The following is a 17,692-nucleotide window of genomic DNA, read 5'->3' on the forward strand; positions in this document are numbered from 1 at the left end:
GGGTGTCAGAAGGCGATGCCCACGCTCAGGTGCACGCGCCACTGTTTCAGTTCCTGCCCATAGGCGAGGTCAAGCTTCAGCGGCCCCACCGGGCTGCGCCAGCGCGCGCCCACGCCGTAGCCGAACGCCGGGTTCAGCTCTTTCACGCTGTCGGCGGCGCGGCCCGCGTCGACAAAGGCCGCCCACCAGACCGAGGGCAAGTCGCGCGACACCGGGTGGGCGATCTCCGCGCTCGCGGTGAACAGCAGCTTGCCGCCGGTGACGCCGCCTTCGGCCGTTTCCGGGGCGAGGGTGCGGTAGTCGTAGCCTCGCACTGAGTCATCTCCGCCAGCCCGAAAACGCTGTGAATCCGGCACGACGACCTCGTGCTTGGTCAGCACGCCGCCCAGCTCCAGCCGCCCCTCGCTGAAGAAGCCGTTGGGCAGGGGCTTGTAGCCAGTGACCCGGCCGTACAAGCGCGTGAACGGGCCGGATTCGGGGCGGTCGGCAGCCGGCAGGGTCGGCGCCAGGCCTGTGGCCCAGCCCGCGCCGACCTGCACGTTCAAGGTGGTGCCGCGCGTGGGCAGCACCGCGTTGTCCAGGCGCCGCCAGGTATTGTGCAGGTTGGCCGATGCAGCCTTCAACGTCAGCGGGTCGACGCAAGCGCCGCCGTCGTAGCTGCATTCGTTGCTGCGCTCAAACTCGATGAACGCGAGGCGCTCACGCTGCGGCAGGTCTTCCGAGCGGCCGAAGCGCAGGCGTTGGGAGATGACGCGGTCTTCGCTCGTCTTCAGCAACTCGTAGGTGCCGCCCACGAGGTAGCGCTGCATCAGCGCATTCGGGTGCGATGAAATCTCGCCGTCCCAAGCTTTGCGATCACGGCCCACTTCGAACTTGTTGCGCGCGGTGGCGGCCCAGCCGAAGACCCGGCGATGGGTGTATTCGAGCGTGGCTCGCGGCCCGGTGGTGGTGCCGTAACCCAGGCCGGTGGTGGCGTTCTGCAGCGGCGCCTCTTTCACCTGCACGAGCACGCGCGACTCGCCCTGCATGGCGGCGTCGGGGTCGAGGCTGACAGCCGCCTGGTCGAACAGGCCCGTGCGAAGCAAACGCTCCTGGTAGTCGAGCAGGCGGGTTTCCGTCAGTGCGGCGCCTTCTTCGAAGCCCGCCAGGGCGCGCACCCGCTCGGCGTCGTGGTAGTTGATGCCGGTGATGCCGATCGACCCTTCGCCACCCGCGCGGAACAGCGGGCCGGTGTCGACCACCGCGAAGATGCTCACCTTTGGCGCCTCGGTGCTGGCCGGGTCATCGCCTGTCATCACCTCGGCGCTCGTGCCGCTCCAGGTGGCCGCGGCGTAGCCCTCGGCACGCAGCCGCGCGATCACGGCGGTCTTCGCATCCGACCAGTCAGAGTTTCGAAAGGCCGCGCCCACGGGCAGCGCCCAACGGTCCATCAGCTCGTCGTGCAGCTCACGGGCCTGGCGATCGCGGCGCTCCAAAGCCTCGGCCAGCTCGCCTTGGAAGTCGACAACCAACTGGCCGACGCGCGCGATCGGGCCCGGTTCGAGCGTGAGCCGAACGATGCGGCCATCGCGTTCGACCTGCGCCTTCGCGGCGAAGTAGCCCTCGGTTTGCACCAGCGACTTGGCCTGGCCCGGGGCCGCCGCGATCAGCCGTGACCATTCGACATCGCTGATGCCGATGCCGGAGTCGCTGGTGGTGTTCTCTGCGCCTGCGGCCGAGTCGGCGCCAGCGGTATCGCTGCTGGGGCTCGATGAGGCCGGCGCGGCGCCCTGCTGATCGGCGATGGCGCGCGCCAGATCGAGGTGACGCTCCAGCAGCTTGCGCAAGGCATCCGGTGCGATGACTTGCAGCTCAGGCGTGCGGGACGTGGTGGCCGCCGAGGTGGTGGGCTCGGGCCTTGCGGGCTCGGCCGCCGCATCTTGCGCGCGCACCGGGGCCGCACCGGCCGCCCATGCGACCAGGGCCAAGGCTGGCAACCAGCGTGCCGCGCTCATTTGCTGAGCAGGCGCATCGCTCCTTCGAGCCCGGCGAGGGTGAGCGGATACATGCGCTGATGCATCAGCTGCTCCATGATCGCGATGCTCTGCCGGTACTGCCAGACGCCTTGCGGCTCGGGGTTGATCCAGGCGTACTTCGGGAAGGCGTGGGTGAGCCGCTGAAGCCATTCGGCGCCGGGCTCCTCGTTGTTGTATTCGACGCTGCCGCCGGGCTGCAGGATCTCGTAGGGGCTCATCGTGGCATCGCCGACGAAGATGAGACGCCAATCCTTGTTGTACTTGCGGATCACGTCCCAGGTGGGCGTTTTTTCGGCGAAGCGGCGTCGGTTGTTCTTCCACATGTAGTCGTAGACACAGTTGTGGAAGTAATAGAACTCCAGGTGCTTGAACTCGCTCTTCGCCGCCGAGAACAGCTCTTCGACACGGTGGATGTGCTCGTCCATCGTGCCGCCCACATCCATCAGCAGCAGCACCTTGACCTTGTTGTGCCGCTCGGGCACGAGCTTGATGTCGAGCATGCCCGCGTTGGCGGCCGTGGCATGGATCGTGTCGTCGAGGTCGAGCTCCAGCTCCGAGCCTTCGCGCGCAAAGCGGCGCAGCCGTCGAAGCGCCACCTTGATGTTGCGCGTGCCGAGCTCGAGCGAGTCGTCGTAATCCTTGTAGGCGCGCTGATCCCAGACCTTGACCGCGCTCTTGTTGCGGCCGGGCCCGCCGATGCGAATGCCTTGCGGGTTGTAGCCACCGTGCCCGAACGGGCTGGTGCCGCCGGTGCCGATCCACTTGTTGCCGCCTTCGTGGCGCTCTTTCTGTTCTTCGAGACGCTTCTTCAGCGTCTCCATCAGTTCGTCCCAGCCCATCTTCTCGATGGCCGCCTTTTCCTCCGGGCTCAGCTCCTTCTCCAGCACCTTCTTCAGCCACTCGAGCGGAATTTCCTTCCCGAAGTCGGTCAGCAGTTCCACACCCTTGAAGTAGGCCGAGAACGCGCGGTCGAATTTGTCGAACAGCGCCTCGTCTTTCACGAGGGTGGTGCGGGCGAGGTAGTAGAAATCGTCGATCGACGGGCCGATCACGCCTTCCTTCAGCGCTTCGAGCAGGGTCAGGTATTCCTTGACCGACACCGGCAGCTTGGCGGCGCGAAGTGTGAAGAAGAAATTGGTGAGCATGGGACGTCGACGCGGGAGCAGGGGAGCCCAGACGGTGTCGCAGGGCCCGGCGCCATGGTGCCACATTGTGCGTTGCCGTATCGTTGCCGGACGTACCATCTCGAGCCTGTGGGGTGGACTGGGTTCGGTGTGCTGCAAGTCTGCCCGGCCGCCGCCTCGGGTCCACGATGGCCGACACCGGGCTTTTCCATCGCATCGTCGGGGCTGCGGTCGGGGACCTTCTGGGGGCCATGTCACGCGCCCATCTTGTGGGCCAGTCTCATGAGCCAATCTCATAGGCACTCCCGTGGGCAAATCGCCTGCCTGCCGTTCGCCCGCCAACCAGCGGCAGGGCTACTGGAGATTTCATGGACCGATTCGACGCGCTCCAGGCCTTTGCACGGGTGGTGGAGGCTGGCAGCTTCACGAAGGCCGCGGCGACCCTGCATCTGAGCAAGACCACCGTGACGCAGCTGGTGCAGCAACTCGAGGCTCGCCTCAGGGTGAAGTTGCTCCATCGCACGACGCGCAAGGTGTCGGTGACCAAGGAGGGGGCCGAGTACTACGCGCGCGTCGTGCGGGTGCTCGCTGATCTGGAGGATGCGGACGCCGAGGTGACCAGCGTTTTGGGCGCCGCCCGTGGGCGCTTGCGGGTGGATGTGCCGAGCCCGTTCGCCCGGTTGGTGCTGATGCCGGCGCTGCCGGCGTTTCACCGACGCTACCCGGACATCCAGCTCGACATCGGCGCCAGTGATCGTGTGGCAGACGTCATCGCCGACAACATCGATTGCGTGCTGCGCGGTGGGGAGGTGACCGTGCCTTCGTTGATCGCCAGACGGGTCGGCGAGCTGCAGCTGGCGGTCTACGCTTCATCCGACTATGTGCGCCGCGCGGGGCGGCCGGCGGTGCCGCAGGACCTGGAGGCGCCCGGGCATCAGGTCGTCGGTTTTCTTCGGTCGAGCAGCGGCAAGGTGGCGCCGATGGTGCTGTACCGGCGCGCAGCGCGATCGGAAGAGTCGATCGAGGTCCGGGGGCGATGCGTGGTGTCGACCGACGATGGCAATGCCTACCTGGCGGCGGGCTTGGCGGGCCTGGGCGCCCTGTGGCTGCCCTGCTACATGGCAGCGCCGCATGTGGCCCGAGGTGAACTGGTGCCTGTGCTGCCCGATTGGCAAGTGCCCCCCATGCCGATGTACCTGGCCTACCCGCCAACGCGCAGCGTCAGCCCCAAGCTGCGCAGCTTTGCAAGTTGGATCGACGAACTGATGGCGGGCCTGGCGTCGGCGTGAGGTCGCTGCGCGCGCATTGTTTGGCCGCGGCAAAAAGTGATTGTGCGAACGGCCTGTTTATCCGAGACGGTCGACGACCTAGATTGGCGGCATCAGCAACCGATCTTCCAAGGACCCCCTTCGATGACCCCACGCGACGTCGTGACGCCGCCCGGACGGCACGCCCTGTACGACCTGCATCGCTATTCACCCGCGATCCGCGTCAATGGCCTGCTGTTTGTCTCTGGACAAGTGGGCAGCCGTGCCGACGGCAGCCCTGAGCCGCAGCTCGAAGAGCAGGTGCGGCTCGCGTTCCGGAATCTCAATGACATCCTTGCCGCCGCCGGCTGCAGCTTCAGCGACGTGATCGACGTGACGGTGTTCATGGTGGACCCCGAGCAGCATTTCGAACGCGCTTGGGCCGTCGCCGCAGAGTACTGGGGCGAGGCACCGTATCCCACCGCGACCGCGGTGGGTGTCACGTGGCTGTCTGGCTTTCAGTTCGAGATCAAGGTTGTGGCGCGGTTGCCGAACCCTGCATGACGCGAGGGGGGCCAAGGCCCCCGGCGCCCCTCACGCCTTCTTCTTCGGCCCCGGGTCGTGCGCAGCCAGCCAGCCGAAGAATTCTTCGTGCCAGAGCTTGGAGTTGCGCGGCTTCAGGATCCAGTGGTTCTCGTCAGGGAACCAGAGCAGTCGTGCCTCCACCCCGAGCGCCTTGAGGGTGTTGTAGTAGGCCAGGCCCTGCTGGTCGGGCACGCGGTAGTCGAGCGCGCCGTGGATCACGAGGGTGGGCGTCTTCATGGCGCCGGCGAAAGCGTGCGGGCTCTGGGCGTTCACCTTGGCCTGGTCGTTCCAGTACCAGGCGCCCAGCTCTTTGGCGTGCCAGGCGTAGGCGTCGTCGGCGAACATGGCTGTCCAGTCGTAGCAGCCGGCATGGCAGACATAGGCGGCGTAGCGGCCCGGCTTCACGTGGCCGTTCATCCACGCAACCATGTAGCCGCCATAGCTGCCGCCGGTGGCGAATACGCGGCGGCGATCCGCCCAGGGTTGTTTCAGCACCCAGTCGGTGGCGGCTTCGATGTCTTGCAGCTCCAGCTCGCCCCAACGGTGGGTGATCGAATCGAGGAAGGCGTTGCCGAAGCTCGACGAGCCGTGGTAGTTCACGTTGATCACCACATAGCCTTGCGACGCGAAGAGCTTGTAGTTCCAGCGGTAGTGCCAGTGGTCGCCCGGCGCGGTGTGGGGGCCGCCATGGATGGTGTGCAGAACCGGGTACTTTTTCTTTTTGTCGAAGCCCGGTGGGTAGAAGACCCACATCTGCACCTTGTCACCCAGCGCGCCGGTGATCCAGCGCTCTTCGTGCGCCCCGAAGGCGTAGCCGCCCAGCAGCGCGTCGTTGAAGCTCTCGATGCGGCGCGGGGCTTCGCCCGGCAGGTGGGCGTGCAGGCGGGACGGGTGATCCGCCGTGTCGCCCAGGGTCACGAGCGTGCCGGCCGTCTTGTCGAAGCTCGACAGCGTGCCCCCTTCGACGACGATCTCGGCGCGCCGATCCGGCAGGTCGAAGCGCCACAGGTGCGAGCGGCCGCGTTGCTCGGCGATGAACAGCACGGCCTGGCCGTCCTCTTCCCAATGCAGCGGGCCATCGACCTCGTGGTCCCACTCGGCGCTGACGACATCCCAGCGGCCTCCACTGCGGGGGCAGACGGCCAGTTGCCGTGGCATGGTGTGCTTGCGGCCCTGGTGCGACGCGGTGAAGGCCACGTGGTCGCCGTCGGGGCTGTAGCGTGGGTGGCCGAAGTCCCACTCGGGATCGCGGGCCACTTCGGTGAAGCGGCGGCTGCGCAGATCGATCTCGGTCAGGGCCAGGCGGGCATCGACGGGTTTGAGCGGCGAGGGGTCCTGCGCGAAGACGATGCGTCGTCCATCGGGCGAAATGTCGAATGCATGCGCGTCAGGGTCGCAACGCGTCAACTCGTAGGCCGTGCCTTCGAACAGATCGGTGGTCTTGCCGGTGGACAGGTCGAGCACCAGCAGGTGCGGTACGCGGCCTTGCGGGATGAAGTGGTCCCAGTAGCGGTAGGTGGCCTCGCTGGTGGCGTAGCCGGTTTCCTTGCGGGCCTTGAAGGCCTTGTGGGCTTTGGCCTGGGCCGCGGCGCCTTTCAGCTCAGGGCGTACCCATGAGATCAGCGCCACACGCTTGCCATCGGGGAACCACTTGAACGCCTCGACGCCCGTGGCCACATGGCCCACGCGGCGGGCTTCGCCACCGTCGGGGGGAATGACGTAGAACTGCGGTTCGTCGTCTTTGCGACCTTCTTGTTCGCGCTTCGCGACGAAGCCGATCAGGTCGCCGCGGGGAGAGAAGCGTGGTTGGGCGTCTTTCTCGCCGGCATGGGTGAGGGCGCGCGGCTGTCCGCCGAGGGTGGACAGCAGCCACAGCGATGTCTGGCCCTTGTTCTCGGCCATGTCGTAGCGGCTCAGCGCACAGACAGCCTGCGCACCGTCGGGACAGAGGCTGGGCGCGCCCAGGCGCTCGACCTTCCAGAGCGCGTCGATGTTGAACTTCTTCTTGGCCATGAGAGCTCCGGTCAAAAGCGGTGTGGCGGGATGGCGGACCGCTGAGCCCACGAGTATGACTTGACCGCGCGTCTGGCAGCGGGCCGGTGGTCACAGATGATGCGAGATGCCCACGCCCATGCCCACACCCCTTGCATGCCGGGCCGTTCCGCCCAGGCCGTGCCGAACGATCCCGCGGCGCAGGCGAAGGCTCAGCGGGGCCGTGCCCGCTGGTATTCGAGGTGGGCCCGTCGGGATGCGGCAAGTCCACGCTGATGAACGTCATCGCCGGCTTCGAGAATCCCGGCGCAGGCGCTGTGAGGATCGACGGCGCGCCCCTGGCCGGCCCGAGCCCCAAGGGCATCGTGTTCTTGCAGCATGGCTCGGTCTTCCCGTGGCTGACGGTGTGCCAGAACCTGATGCTCAGCCTGAACGGCGAGCGGCACGACACCAGCCCCGGCTGAGCGTGCAGCGCCGGCCGATCACTACGCTGCAATGGTCGGCCTCAGGGGCTTCGAAGGGCACACCCGCACGAGCTGTCGGGCGAGATACTGAAGCGCGTAGAGCTGGCGCGCGCTTTCATCGTCAAGCCCGGGCTCCAGGCTAGCTTCGAGGTATCGCTGCCGCATCCGCGCCGGCTGGCGAGCCCGCAGGCGCAGGTGCTGCGCGAGGCGATCCTGAAGGAGCTCGGGCGGTAGACCGGCGCTGCTTCAGGACGGCTCGTCGAACTTGACGGTGAACGAACCGAGCCGGGTCGCGTGGCCGTCGCGCGGGCCGGCGAACCGGGTCTCGGGTGCGAGGATCTCGCGGATGGGCCGTGACAGCGAGTGCATGGGCCCATCATCCTGGCTTTGCGTGATGGCGAATTGCTCGATGCGTACCGACATCGAAGGCGACCAGCGCTGGCCGGGCGGCAGCGTGATGGTGGCGGTGAAGTAGGCCGAGAAGCTCCCGGGCAGCCAGGAGGTCGCGGTGATCTGGCTCCTGTCGCGGCCGGTGGCCTCGCCGCTGGAGTCCACCGGCGGTTGGGGCCCGGTGGCGGCGCAGAACATCTGCATCAATGTGTCCTTGGGCAGCTTCTCGCCTTCGAGGATGAAGAGAAACTCGCGCTGCCGCGTCTCGAGGTTGGTCATGACGAAGTCGCCCTGGTAGGCCGGTGGCGATTGCGTCGAGACGACGTCGATGTTGCGCCAGCCCAGCGCCGGGTTGTCCGCCACCCACTTCAGGTAGGCGTTGTAGTCGGCGAAGCGCTCGGGCAGCGGATTCGGATGGCTTTCGGTGCTGAGCTGTGCAATGAAGCAGTAGTGCGCGAGCGCCTGCGTTTCGGGCGGTGTCCAGACGAACGCGGTGTCGCCGACGACGACCTCGCCACGCTGGGCGTCCAGCTTGACGAAGTCCTGCCCGGCGATGGCGGTGCCTATTCTGTTCTCGCGCCACGCCTGGATGTCGACGACCGTGCCGCCGGGGGCGTAGTACAGGCGGACCTCCCCCTTGCGCGACCCCGGGAACAGGTTCTTGGCGCGCACGTAGACATAGTTCTTCTGCCCCCTGACCGGGTTGCGATACCAGGTCTGGCCGTAGCCCTCGGACAGCACCCGACGGGCATCGGGCAGTGGGTCGACGCCCCAGCAGATGATGTCCGGGCTGAACATCAGGGTGGCCGACTGCGTCGGGTACTGGCCCGACTCGCCCAGCAGGTCGCGGATGTAGAGATCGTCGTACATGGGCATGGCCGGCCTCCGTTGAGTTCACGCGTCGTCGTGTGTCTTCGCGGTCAAGCGTTGCGCAGGCGGGCGCGCACGTGGTCGGGCAGCTTGTCGAAAGAGGTCAGCTCGCGCTTGGACAACAGCGCGTTGAAGTTGGCTTCGTCGGTCTCCAGCGTCACGCTGAAATTGGTCAGTAGGCCGGTGGTCAGGCCGACCGCGTCGGTGTTCAGCGTGTACGCATTGACCAGCACCCCGTCCTTCATGACGCTCTGCTTCTCCAGGTCGGCGCTGAAGTGGATGTCCTGCCCGTTCTGGGTCTTGTAGTCGAACTTGACGTTCTTCAGGTTGCTGTCGCTGGTGATCATCCAGCGGTCGAAGCGCTTGCCGCCTTCCTCGACAGTGCTGCGCTCGAAGCCGATCTTGCCGCCGAAGGCGCTGAAGGCCGCGGTGGCCAGGAACGGCAGCGACAGCATGGCGAAGCGCGCGCCCGGGCCGGCTGTGATGCCGACGCCGTCGGCGTAGTTGGCGCAGACGACGCCGCTGTCCGAATTGACCTCGACGTCTCTGGTCACGTCGGCCGCGTTGCGCGGTGGCAGCGGAAAGGTTTCGCTTTGCGGTCCGATCGCGCCGCCAATGTCGACGTTGTTCTGGAACGTGACGGCCAGGGTGCGGGAGGTGTTGTTGGCGGCGAAGACCTTCTGCTGCTGTTCATCGCCGACGAAGTCGATCAGTGTGTTGCTGATCGGGGGAACCGGTGGCGCATCGCCGACGGCTGTGCGCCGTTCGCCTGCCCCCAGGATTTGCGGCAACACCTGCGCCGCGATCTTGGCCACGGGCAGGGCCGCGGAAATGATGCTTGACAGAAAAGGCAGCATGACGGTCTCCTTGAGCTGAATGTGGGCGGCCTGGTTCAGGGCCGGCATTCACTCTAGGAACCGGAGGCGGGCGTGGCCATTACAGCCGATTACTCGTCATTACGGCGCATGACACCGATGTCGGCCCATGGCTGTCTGCTGCGCGCACCCGGTAAGACGGCAGGCGAAATCGCGGCACTCGCTCAGCGCGGCTTGCCGAGCTGGTACTCAAGGTGAGCGCGCACCTCGGGCCACTCGCCCGCAGCCAGGCTGTACATCACCGTGTCGCGCACCGTGCCATCTCGACGGACGGCGTGGTGGCGCAGCACGCCATCCTTCCTCGCCCCGAGCCGTTCAATGGCGCGTTGCGAGGCGAAGTTGTAGTTGTCGGTGCGCCAGCCCACCAACTGGGCGCCCAGCGTGTCGAAGGCGTGCTGAAGCAGCATCAGCTTCGCGGTGGTGTTGACGGCGCTGCGCTGGACGCTTTGCGCGTACCACGTCCAGCCGATTTCGAGCCGGTCGATCGCTGGAACGATGTCGTGATAGCTGGTGCTGCCCAGCACGCGCCCGGTGCCCGCATCGAGCACGGCGAACGGCAGGCGGTGCCCGGCGGCTCGGTGCTCCAGTGCGGTTTCGATGTAGGCGCGGGTCTTGGAAGGTTCGGGCACCGAGGTGACGCGGATGTTCCACAGCTCACCATCTGCAGCTGCGGCTTTCAGCCCCTCTTCATGCTCCAGTGAAAGGGGCACCAGCCGGACGGGGTGGCGTTCCAGGGTGACGGGTTGGACGTTGATCATCGCAATCGCAGCTCTGTGGGGCAGGCTCGCCATGAGCGGGCCTGGGGCACGCGGTACGGATGGCCGCCGGGGGATGTCAGCGGTTGTGGCGCTGCATGAAGACGAGCTTCTCGAACAGCGTCACATCCTGCTCGTTCTTCAGCAGTGCACCCACCAGAGGCGGCAACGCGACCTTGTCGTCCTGGCTGCGCAGCGCCTCGATGGGGATGTCCTCGGCCACCAGCAGCTTCAGCCAGTCCAGCAACTCGGAGGTCGAAGGCTTCTTCTTCAGACCCGGCAGGTTGCGCACGTCGTAGAAGCTCTTCAGTGCTGCGGCGAGCAGCTCCTTTTTCAAGTTGGGGAAGTGCACGTCGACGATCTTGGTCATCGTCTCGGCGTCCGGGAACTTGATGTAGTGGAAGAAGCAGCGGCGCAAGAAGGCGTCGGGCAGCTCTTTCTCGTTGTTCGAGGTGATGAACACGAGGGGACGGTGTACCGCGCGGATCGTCTGCCGCGTCTCGTACACGTGAAACTCCATGCGATCGAGTTCGCGCAGCAGATCGTTCGGGAACTCGATGTCGGCCTTGTCGATTTCATCGATCAGCAGCGCCACCGGTTTGTCGGCGGTGAAAGCCTGCCACAACACACCTTTGACGATGTAGTTGTGAATGTCCTTGACCCGCTCGTCACCTAATTGGCTATCGCGCAGCCGGCTGACCGCGTCATATTCGTATAAACCCTGGTGTGCCTTGGTGGTGCTCTTGATATGCCATTCCAGCAAAGGCATACCCAGGGCGGCGGCCGCTTCCTCAGCCAGCATCGTCTTGCCGGTGCCGGGCTCGCCCTTCACCAGCAGGGGGCGTTTCAGAGTGATGGCGGCGTTCACCGCGAGCATCAGGTCGGGGGTGGCGACGTACTTGTCGGAGCCTTCGAATTTCATGGGAACAGATTCGCCGGGAAAAGCTGCGTTGGGGTGCTCGAGACAGTATAGGCGCGCCCCTATAATCCTTGATCCGCTCGAATCACCCCAACAGGCGATGAACTACATCAAGGCAATTTCCCTGTGCGTGACATTGGCAGCCGCATCTTCGTTGGCCCAGGCGCAAGTCAAGGGCGACGCAAAAGCTGGCGAGAAGAAGAATGCGATGTGCATCGGCTGCCATGGCATCGAGGGCTACCAAGCGAGCTTCCCGCAAATTTACCGCGTGCCGAAGATCTCCGGTCAAAACGGCAAGTACTTGGTCTCGGCGCTCGAGGCCTATCGCAAGGGTGACCGCCAGCATCCGACGATGCGCGCCATCGCCGGCTCGCTGACCGACCAAGACATCGCCGATCTGGCCGCTTTCTACGAAGGCCATGGCAAGGATGCGGCTGCGGCCGCTGCCCCGGCGCAGGTCGAGTTGCCGGCCGATTTGAAAGAGAAGATGGCCGTGTGCGTGACCTGCCACGGCACCAACTTCAACAACACCACCGATCCGGCCAACCCGCGCCTGGCAGGCCAGTACGCCGATTACCTCACGGCGTCGCTGCGGGCCTATCAGAACGACACCAAGCACCTGGTCGGCCGCAGCAACGCGACGATGGGCGCCATGGCCAAGCCGCTGAAGGACACCGAGGTCGAGCAGATCGCCAAGTTCCTCTCCGGGCTGCAAGGCGACCTGCGCACCGTGCCGAACGCGAAGTTCCGCTGAGAGCCTGACGCCCTATTCCCTACAGTGCGTGGCCTTCCGCGGGCCGCGCAGCGAACGAAGCCGCTGTCATCCAGCGGCTTTTTCTTTGGGCGCAACGGCTTGCACAGCCGTTCGCGTGGCCGGGCTTCACTGCCCGCGAGTTCGGCCGATAACCCGTCATACGCACGGCGCCATGGCAGCCGCAGAAGGACGAGGTTCAAGTCACACCCAGGCCATGCTGAAGAAGATTCCTGTCGACCAGGTGCGCGTGGGCATGTACCTGCACGCGCTGGATGGCCCGTGGATGGATCACCCATTCTGGAAGACGCGCTTCGTCATCCGGGACACGGCCGTGCTTGCCAAATTGCGCGCCAGCGGCCTGCAGGGCGTATGGATCGATGTGAGCCAAGGGCTGGATGTGGCACCGCCCGCCGAAGTCAGCGTCACCGCGCCGCCGGCGCTGGCGGTGGTTGCCACTCCGCCACCCGCTCGGGCGCTCGCCCCGTCGCCGGCTCCGGCAATCGCTCCGCCGCCGCCCACTCGCACGCTTCAGGATGAACTGCGGCAGGCCGCGGCGCTGTGCCGCGAGGCCCATCAGCAGGTCAAGACGATGTTCGGCGAGGCTCGATTGGGCCGCGCCGCGGATGCAGAGCGCTGCCTGCCGCTGGTGGCAGACATCGCCGATTCGGTCTACCGCAACCCCGGCGCGCTGGTGAGCTTGGCGCGCCTGAAGACGCAGGACGACTACACCTACCTGCACTCGGTGGCGGTGTGCGCCCTGATGGTGGCCCTGGGGCGCGAGCTGGGCCTGGCCCCGGAGGTGTGTCGAGAGGTGGGTCTGGCGGGGTTGATGCACGACCTGGGCAAGGCCGCCATGCCGCTGGACGTGTTGAACAAGCCGGGCAAGCTCACCTCGATGGAGTACGAGGTCATGAAGACCCACCCGCTGCGCGGCCACGAAATGCTGGTCGAAGGCCGCGGTGCCGGCGAAGCGGTGCTCGACGTGTGTCTGAACCACCATGAGCGGATGGATGGCGCCGGCTATCCCCATGGCCTGCCGCCCGATCGCATCAGCCTGGTCGCGCGGATGGGCGCCGTCTGCGATGTGTACGACGCCATCACCTCGGACCGCCCCTACAAGAACGGTTGGGACCCGGCTGCTTCGATCGCCGCCATGGCCACCTGGAAGGGACACTTCGATCCGACGGTTTTCAAGTCCTTCATCAAGGGCGTGGGCATCTACCCGATCGGCTCGTTGGTGAAGCTGCATTCAGGGCGCCTGGCGGTCATCGTGGAGCAGAACGCGCAGAGCTTGGGCACCCCGGTGGTGAAAGTGTTCTTCTCCACCAAGTCGAACATGCCCATTCCGGTGCAGGTGCTCGATCTGAGTCGCGGCACCGACAAGATCATTTCGCGCGAAGACCCGAAGGCGTGGCGCTTCCCGCACCTTGATCAGCTGTGGGCCGGAGAGCAGGCGCCTCGGCGCCTTTGAACCGCAGCTCTGAGCGCTGCCTGCGCTTGAGTGACGCCGACCCGGGTCGACGGGATATCCCCTCGCTTGCACGGGCCCGGGGCTTGCCTACACTGCGCCGGTCGCCCCGCCCACAGGGGCTCGAGGAGAACCGACCATGTCACGCACCCTGGTGGCCGCGCTCTCGGCGCTGGCCCTGCTCGCCGGAACCGCCGGCATCGCGCAAGCACAGACCTTCAAATGGGCCAGCCGCGGCGATGTCCAGACGCTCGACCCGGTTTCGCAGAACGAGCTGTTCACCAATGCGATGAACGCGCAGATCTACGAGTTTCTGGTCGCCCGCGACAAGCAACTGAAGATCGTGCCCTCGCTGGCCACCGAATGGAAGCAGGACGGCCCGCTGAAGTGGACCTTCAAGCTCCGCAAGGGGGTGAAGTTCCACGACGGACGACCTTTCACGGCCGACGACGTGGTGTTCTCGGTGAACCGTGCGAAAGAGAAGACTTCGCAGATCGCGAACTATGCCAATGCGCTGGGCGAGCCCAAGAAGATCGACGACTACACCGTCGAGTTCAACCTGAGCCAATTCGACCCGATCTTCCTGGAGCACCTGAACACCGTCTACATCATGAGCAAGACCTGGTGCGAGGAGCACAAGGTCACCAAGCCGCAGGACTTCACCAACAAGGAGGAGACCTACGCGGTGCTGAACGCCAATGGAACGGGGCCCTGGGTGCTGGTGTCGCGCCAGCCCGATGTGAAGATCATCCTCAAGCGCAACCCCGGTTACTGGGGCAAGGTCGAAGGCAATGTGCAGGAGGTGATCTACACCCCGATCAAGAGCGATCCCACCCGGGTGGCGGCGCTGATCTCGGGCGAGGTTGATTTCGTGCTCGATCCGCCATCGAACGACCTGGAGCGGTTGCGCAACACCGACGGCGTGCGGGTCATCGACGGCCCGGAAAACCGGGTCGTCTTCATCGGCCTGGACCAGGCCCGCGACGAACTACTGTATTCGAGCGTCAAGGGCAAGAACCCCTTCAAGGACGTGCGGGTGCGCCGCGCGCTGTACCAGGCGGTCGACATCGAATCGATCAAGTCCAAGCTGATGAAGGGCCAGGCCAGCCCCACCGGCGCGGTGATGCCCTCACCGTTGGGCACCTTCAACGATCCCGAGGTGGAAAAGCGCCTGCCCTATGACCTGAACGCGGCGCGCAAGCTGATGGCCGATGCGGGCTATGCCGAGGGCTTCGAGGTCACGCTCGATTGCCCGAACGATCGCTACATCAACGACGAGAAGATCTGCGTGGCGCTGGCGGGCATGTGGGAGAAGATCAAGGTCAAGGTGCGCGTCAACTCGATGCCCAAGGCCACCTACTTCCCGAAGATGGAGAAGCTCGACGTGTCGATGTACATGCTGGGTTGGGGCGGCTCGATCACCGATGCGGAAACCACCTTCACCTCCATCTACCGCAACCGTGCCGAGAAGGGCGTGGGTGAGTACAACCGGGGCAACTTCAAGGATGACGAGCTCGACGCCACGGTCGCTGCGTCGAGCAAGGAGCCGGATGTCGAGAAGCGCAAGGCACTGATCAAGAAGGCCCTGTTGCGCCACAACGAGCAGGTGCACCACATCCCGCTGCATCGCCAGTTCATTCCGTGGGCGGCACGCAAGAATGTCAACGTGGTTCACCGGCCGGACAACTGGCTCGAGCTGCAGTGGGTGACCGTCAAGTAGCGCGCCGCCAAAGTACGACAGACAGAGCCCGCGCACTGAACATGGTGCGCGCGCTGGGAGGGACAAGGCATGAGCTTCACGCTGCAGCTGTGGCAGAAGCCGGACGATTGGCCGTGGCCGTCGTCCTACAAGGAGGCCGACGGCCAGATCAGCCGCTTGTTCGCGCAGGGTGCGACGGGCCAGAACCCGCGCTTCATCGAATTCGGCAAGGGCTTGTACGAACGGTTCCCCGAGGAGACGGGCGTCTGGCTGGACGGCAGTGAGGCGGGTGAGACCGACGAGGCCGTGCTGGTGTTCGGCATCTCGACGCGCCACGATGATTTCACGCCGGCCTACCTGTGGGCGGTGGAGGTGGCGGGCCGATTGGGGCTCGTCATCACCGACCCGCAGACGGGCGACACCTTCTTGCCCGACGGGCGTCGCGTCGACGACCGCGGACAGGTGACACCCACGCCGCGACCGGCACCGTCGGCCGCCGCGGCCGGCGGGATCTCTTCGGTGCGTGAGCTGGGTTGGGAAGCCCTGCGGCAGGCGGCGGCGAACCGGCAGCCCGGGGCGGTGTTCGAGCTGGGCCGCCGGCTGAGGTATGGCGTGGATGGGCAGCGCCGCCACCTGTGGGTCTCGTACGCCTTGCTGCGCCTGGGCGCGCACGACGAGGCATCCCGGGCCGAAGCCGACGAGCGCTGGGGCCTGATCGGCGAGAGTGAGCAACCGCGGCTGCGCGCCATCCATGATCGATTGGCTGCGGCCGCAGGCCCCGCCTTGCTCGCGATCGTCGATGAGGAGCGGCGTGCTCTCGACGAGCTGTTCGCCCGCGGCCAGCGCGAGATGATGGACAACCGAACCTGGAAGGCCGGTCTCGATCATGTGCACGACGCAGCGGCGGCGGGGCACGAGGTGGCGGCCTACTGGGTGGCGTTTTGTGCGATGAGCACCCACACCCCGCCGGTCTGGAAGTCTTTCGACACCTGGAGCCGCGTCTCGGCCGAGTGGGACCACGGGCCAGCGAAAGAGTTGCGGCACCACGTGCTGCTGCGTGGGATCGGCCAACCCGATGAGCGCCCCGACGCGGCCAAGGCGGCCTGGTGGCGCGAGCAGCTCGCGGCGCCACCTCGCGAGTGGCCCCGCGAGGGCCAGCCACTGGCACAAGTCACCGCCTGGTTCGCGGGCGACGGCGTGCCGTTCGCGCTGCTCACCCAGGGGGCTCAGTTCGAGAGGGGGCGCGCGGGGCTGAAGCCCGATCTGCTTCGAGCGTACGACTGCTATGTGCGCGGGGCCGAGGCCGGCGACGCCGACTGCACGTACAACGTCGCCGTCCTCATCGAGCGTTGGCGGGCCCCACGCCCGCTGGTCATCGCCCTGTTCATGATTGCCCACAGCCGGGGTTCTCAACAGCGCGCGGAGGGCCTGAAGGTGGGGGCCGACGAGAAAGAAGCGGCGCGCGCTCTGATGCGAGACCTGCTGCGGCCCGGGCTGATGCGGTCGGTGATCGAATCGCAGGTGCGCCTGCCGTCGCCCGATGCGTTGGCGGCCTCGCCATCGTCATCTCCATCGTCATCGGCAGCGCCGGGATCGGGGGCTTCACGCTCCAGCGCGTCGACCGGCAACGCCAGCGTGTCGAGGGAGTCCCTGGCACGCCGCCGGCGGGAAGCGCAGGAAGACGATGCTGCCGATCATGTGGGCGCAGACGGCTCGGGTGCAAGCCGTCTGTGGCTGGGCCTCGGGCTGGTCGTGGCGCCCTTGATGATGGCCATGGCCCGGCCCGGCCTGGGGTTCCGCATGGCGATGCTGCTGGGCGCGGCGTTGGGGGCGTGGGGGGTGTGGCGCTTCACGGCGCGCGGCGAGTGGTCGTGGCCGATTCGCCTGGTGCTGGCCGCCGCGGCCGCCTTTCCTGTGGGTGGCCTGCTGGTCAGCGGCTTGCTGCTGGCGCGCAGTTTCCGCACTTGAACCGGGCGGGCGCCTGGCCCTGGCGCCCGTGGCGACCCTGAACCGTCAGTCGCGCGTGGCCCGCTGCCGCACGCGGTCGAGGTAGGCCAGGCCATCCGGCGGGCGGCCGCTGCGCTGGGATTCCCAGATCATCTCGCCCAGGCACTCCATGACTTCGTGGTGGGCGTCGTGCAGTGAGTTGCGCTTGGCGGCCAGCAGCTCCACCGCCTGCCGGATGCCGCGTGGCTGATCGATCGAGCATTGCTCGCTGACAGTGATGTGCATCGACAGGTGCAAGAAGGGGTTGGTGCGGCCCCCTTCAACCGTGTATGTGGCGGCCAACGCCGCGTCCACATCGACCAGGTCGGTGGCGTATTCCGGGTGCTCGTCGATCCAGCCTGCAGCCAGCGCCTCGATCGGCGCGAGCGGCTGTTGCTGCTTCTGCTTGGCTGCGACTTCGCAGAAGAAGCGGCGCACATCGTGTTGTGAGGGTTGGAACATGGGGCTGCATTCTGTCTGGATCGGCCACGCCCCTATCTTTCAGGGGGTTCGCGCGGGGTTCATGGGGTGGTCACCGCCATCCGGCGC

At 66.3% G+C, this 17,692-nt stretch carries 15 protein-coding genes; 7 read left to right on the forward strand and 8 right to left on the reverse strand.

The annotated features are described in order from the left end of the window. Positions 1 to 5: 5 nt before the first annotated feature. Both AACH06_RS05500 and AACH06_RS05505 read right to left on the reverse strand, forming a co-directional pair. Positions 6 to 1,994, reverse strand: coding sequence for an autotransporter assembly complex protein TamA (locus AACH06_RS05500; protein WP_341424620.1), 1,989 nt, complete (start codon positions 1,992 to 1,994; stop codon positions 6 to 8). Further along, positions 1,991 to 3,160, reverse strand: a complete 1,170-nt coding sequence (locus AACH06_RS05505) for a vWA domain-containing protein (protein ID WP_341424621.1) — start codon at positions 3,158 to 3,160, stop codon at positions 1,991 to 1,993. Before AACH06_RS05505 ends, AACH06_RS05500 begins: the two co-directional genes overlap by 4 nt. A 347-nt stretch (positions 3,161 to 3,507) precedes the next feature. Here AACH06_RS05505 and AACH06_RS05510 point away from each other — a divergent pair, with 347 nt between their 5' ends. Then, positions 3,508 to 4,428, forward strand: coding sequence for a LysR family transcriptional regulator (locus AACH06_RS05510; protein ID WP_341424622.1), 921 nt, complete (start codon positions 3,508 to 3,510; stop codon positions 4,426 to 4,428). A 123-nt stretch (positions 4,429 to 4,551) separates the two neighbouring features. Beyond that, positions 4,552 to 4,950, forward strand: coding sequence for a RidA family protein (locus AACH06_RS05515; protein ID WP_341424623.1), 399 nt, complete (start codon positions 4,552 to 4,554; stop codon positions 4,948 to 4,950). A gap of 30 nt (positions 4,951 to 4,980) precedes the next feature. Here the strand turns inward: AACH06_RS05515 and AACH06_RS05520 are convergent, their stop codons facing one another. After that, positions 4,981 to 6,984, reverse strand: a complete 2,004-nt coding sequence (locus AACH06_RS05520; protein ID WP_341424624.1) for a S9 family peptidase — start codon at positions 6,982 to 6,984, stop codon at positions 4,981 to 4,983. Positions 6,985 to 7,205: 221 nt separating this feature from the next. Between AACH06_RS05520 and AACH06_RS05525 the strand changes: the two genes are divergently transcribed. Then, positions 7,206 to 7,427 (forward strand): ATP-binding cassette domain-containing protein, encoded by a 222-nt coding sequence (locus AACH06_RS05525; RefSeq protein ID WP_341424625.1) that lies wholly within the window; start codon positions 7,206 to 7,208, stop codon positions 7,425 to 7,427. A 246-nt stretch (positions 7,428 to 7,673) separates the two neighbouring features. Here AACH06_RS05525 and AACH06_RS05530 read toward each other — a convergent pair whose 3' ends face one another. From AACH06_RS05530 to AACH06_RS05545, 4 genes are all read right to left on the reverse strand, one after another. Next, positions 7,674 to 8,693, reverse strand: a complete 1,020-nt coding sequence (locus AACH06_RS05530) for a hypothetical protein (RefSeq protein ID WP_341424626.1) — start codon at positions 8,691 to 8,693, stop codon at positions 7,674 to 7,676. A gap of 44 nt (positions 8,694 to 8,737) precedes the next feature. Further along, on the reverse strand, positions 8,738 to 9,544 hold the full coding sequence (locus AACH06_RS05535; protein ID WP_341424627.1) for a hypothetical protein: 807 nt from the start codon (positions 9,542 to 9,544) through the stop codon (positions 8,738 to 8,740). Between the two features lie 182 nt (positions 9,545 to 9,726). Continuing rightward, the gene (locus tag AACH06_RS05540) at positions 9,727 to 10,320 is read right to left on the reverse strand and encodes a GNAT family N-acetyltransferase (protein ID WP_341424628.1); all 594 of its coding nucleotides are present in this window, start codon (positions 10,318 to 10,320) and stop codon (positions 9,727 to 9,729) included. Between the two features lie 76 nt (positions 10,321 to 10,396). Then, on the reverse strand, positions 10,397 to 11,239 hold the full coding sequence (locus tag AACH06_RS05545) for an AAA family ATPase (RefSeq protein ID WP_341424629.1): 843 nt from the start codon (positions 11,237 to 11,239) through the stop codon (positions 10,397 to 10,399). A 97-nt stretch (positions 11,240 to 11,336) separates the two neighbouring features. Between AACH06_RS05545 and AACH06_RS05550 the strand changes: the two genes are divergently transcribed. The 4 genes from AACH06_RS05550 (at position 11,337) to AACH06_RS05565 (ending at position 17,125) form a co-directional block, all read left to right on the forward strand. Then, positions 11,337 to 11,990, forward strand: coding sequence for a c-type cytochrome (locus AACH06_RS05550; RefSeq protein WP_341424630.1), 654 nt, complete (start codon positions 11,337 to 11,339; stop codon positions 11,988 to 11,990). A 214-nt stretch (positions 11,991 to 12,204) separates the two neighbouring features. Continuing rightward, a complete protein-coding gene (locus tag AACH06_RS05555) occupies positions 12,205 to 13,461 on the forward strand; it encodes an HD-GYP domain-containing protein (protein ID WP_341424631.1) in 1,257 nt (418 codons plus the stop codon). Between the two features lie 136 nt (positions 13,462 to 13,597). Continuing rightward, positions 13,598 to 15,178, forward strand: coding sequence for an ABC transporter substrate-binding protein (locus AACH06_RS05560; protein ID WP_341424632.1), 1,581 nt, complete (start codon positions 13,598 to 13,600; stop codon positions 15,176 to 15,178). A 69-nt stretch (positions 15,179 to 15,247) separates the two neighbouring features. Then, complete coding sequence (locus tag AACH06_RS05565) at positions 15,248 to 17,125, forward strand: hypothetical protein (RefSeq protein ID WP_341424633.1); 1,878 nt, start codon at positions 15,248 to 15,250, stop codon at positions 17,123 to 17,125. A gap of 45 nt (positions 17,126 to 17,170) precedes the next feature. Here the strand turns inward: AACH06_RS05565 and AACH06_RS05570 are convergent, their stop codons facing one another. Next, the gene (locus tag AACH06_RS05570) at positions 17,171 to 17,605 is read right to left on the reverse strand and encodes a DUF1841 family protein (RefSeq protein ID WP_341424634.1); all 435 of its coding nucleotides are present in this window, start codon (positions 17,603 to 17,605) and stop codon (positions 17,171 to 17,173) included. Between the last annotated feature and the right edge of the window lie 87 nt (positions 17,606 to 17,692).

This window comes from Ideonella lacteola, assembly GCF_038066555.1.
In the GTDB taxonomy this organism is placed as follows: Bacteria; Pseudomonadota; Gammaproteobacteria; order Burkholderiales; family Burkholderiaceae_C; genus Ideonella; species Ideonella lacteola.

What these genes read in the sequence shown, in the direction of transcription:
- AACH06_RS05500 (WP_341424620.1), bottom strand. Translation starts at nt 1,994, where the DNA reads ATGAGCGCGGCACGCTGGTTGCCAGCCTTGGCCCTGGTCGCATGGGCG.
- AACH06_RS05505 (WP_341424621.1), bottom strand. Translation starts at nt 3,160, where the DNA reads ATGCTCACCAATTTCTTCTTCACACTTCGCGCCGCCAAGCTGCCGGTG.
- AACH06_RS05510 (WP_341424622.1), top strand. Translation starts at nt 3,508, where the DNA reads ATGGACCGATTCGACGCGCTCCAGGCCTTTGCACGGGTGGTGGAGGCT.
- AACH06_RS05515 (WP_341424623.1), top strand. Translation starts at nt 4,552, where the DNA reads ATGACCCCACGCGACGTCGTGACGCCGCCCGGACGGCACGCCCTGTAC.
- AACH06_RS05520 (WP_341424624.1), bottom strand. Translation starts at nt 6,984, where the DNA reads ATGGCCAAGAAGAAGTTCAACATCGACGCGCTCTGGAAGGTCGAGCGC.
- AACH06_RS05530 (WP_341424626.1), bottom strand. Translation starts at nt 8,693, where the DNA reads ATGCCCATGTACGACGATCTCTACATCCGCGACCTGCTGGGCGAGTCG.
- AACH06_RS05535 (WP_341424627.1), bottom strand. Translation starts at nt 9,544, where the DNA reads ATGCTGCCTTTTCTGTCAAGCATCATTTCCGCGGCCCTGCCCGTGGCC.
- AACH06_RS05540 (WP_341424628.1), bottom strand. Translation starts at nt 10,320, where the DNA reads ATGATCAACGTCCAACCCGTCACCCTGGAACGCCACCCCGTCCGGCTG.
- AACH06_RS05545 (WP_341424629.1), bottom strand. Translation starts at nt 11,239, where the DNA reads ATGAAATTCGAAGGCTCCGACAAGTACGTCGCCACCCCCGACCTGATG.
- AACH06_RS05550 (WP_341424630.1), top strand. Translation starts at nt 11,337, where the DNA reads ATGAACTACATCAAGGCAATTTCCCTGTGCGTGACATTGGCAGCCGCA.
- AACH06_RS05555 (WP_341424631.1), top strand. Translation starts at nt 12,205, where the DNA reads ATGCTGAAGAAGATTCCTGTCGACCAGGTGCGCGTGGGCATGTACCTG.
- AACH06_RS05560 (WP_341424632.1), top strand. Translation starts at nt 13,598, where the DNA reads ATGTCACGCACCCTGGTGGCCGCGCTCTCGGCGCTGGCCCTGCTCGCC.
- AACH06_RS05565 (WP_341424633.1), top strand. Translation starts at nt 15,248, where the DNA reads ATGAGCTTCACGCTGCAGCTGTGGCAGAAGCCGGACGATTGGCCGTGG.
- AACH06_RS05570 (WP_341424634.1), bottom strand. Translation starts at nt 17,605, where the DNA reads ATGTTCCAACCCTCACAACACGATGTGCGCCGCTTCTTCTGCGAAGTC.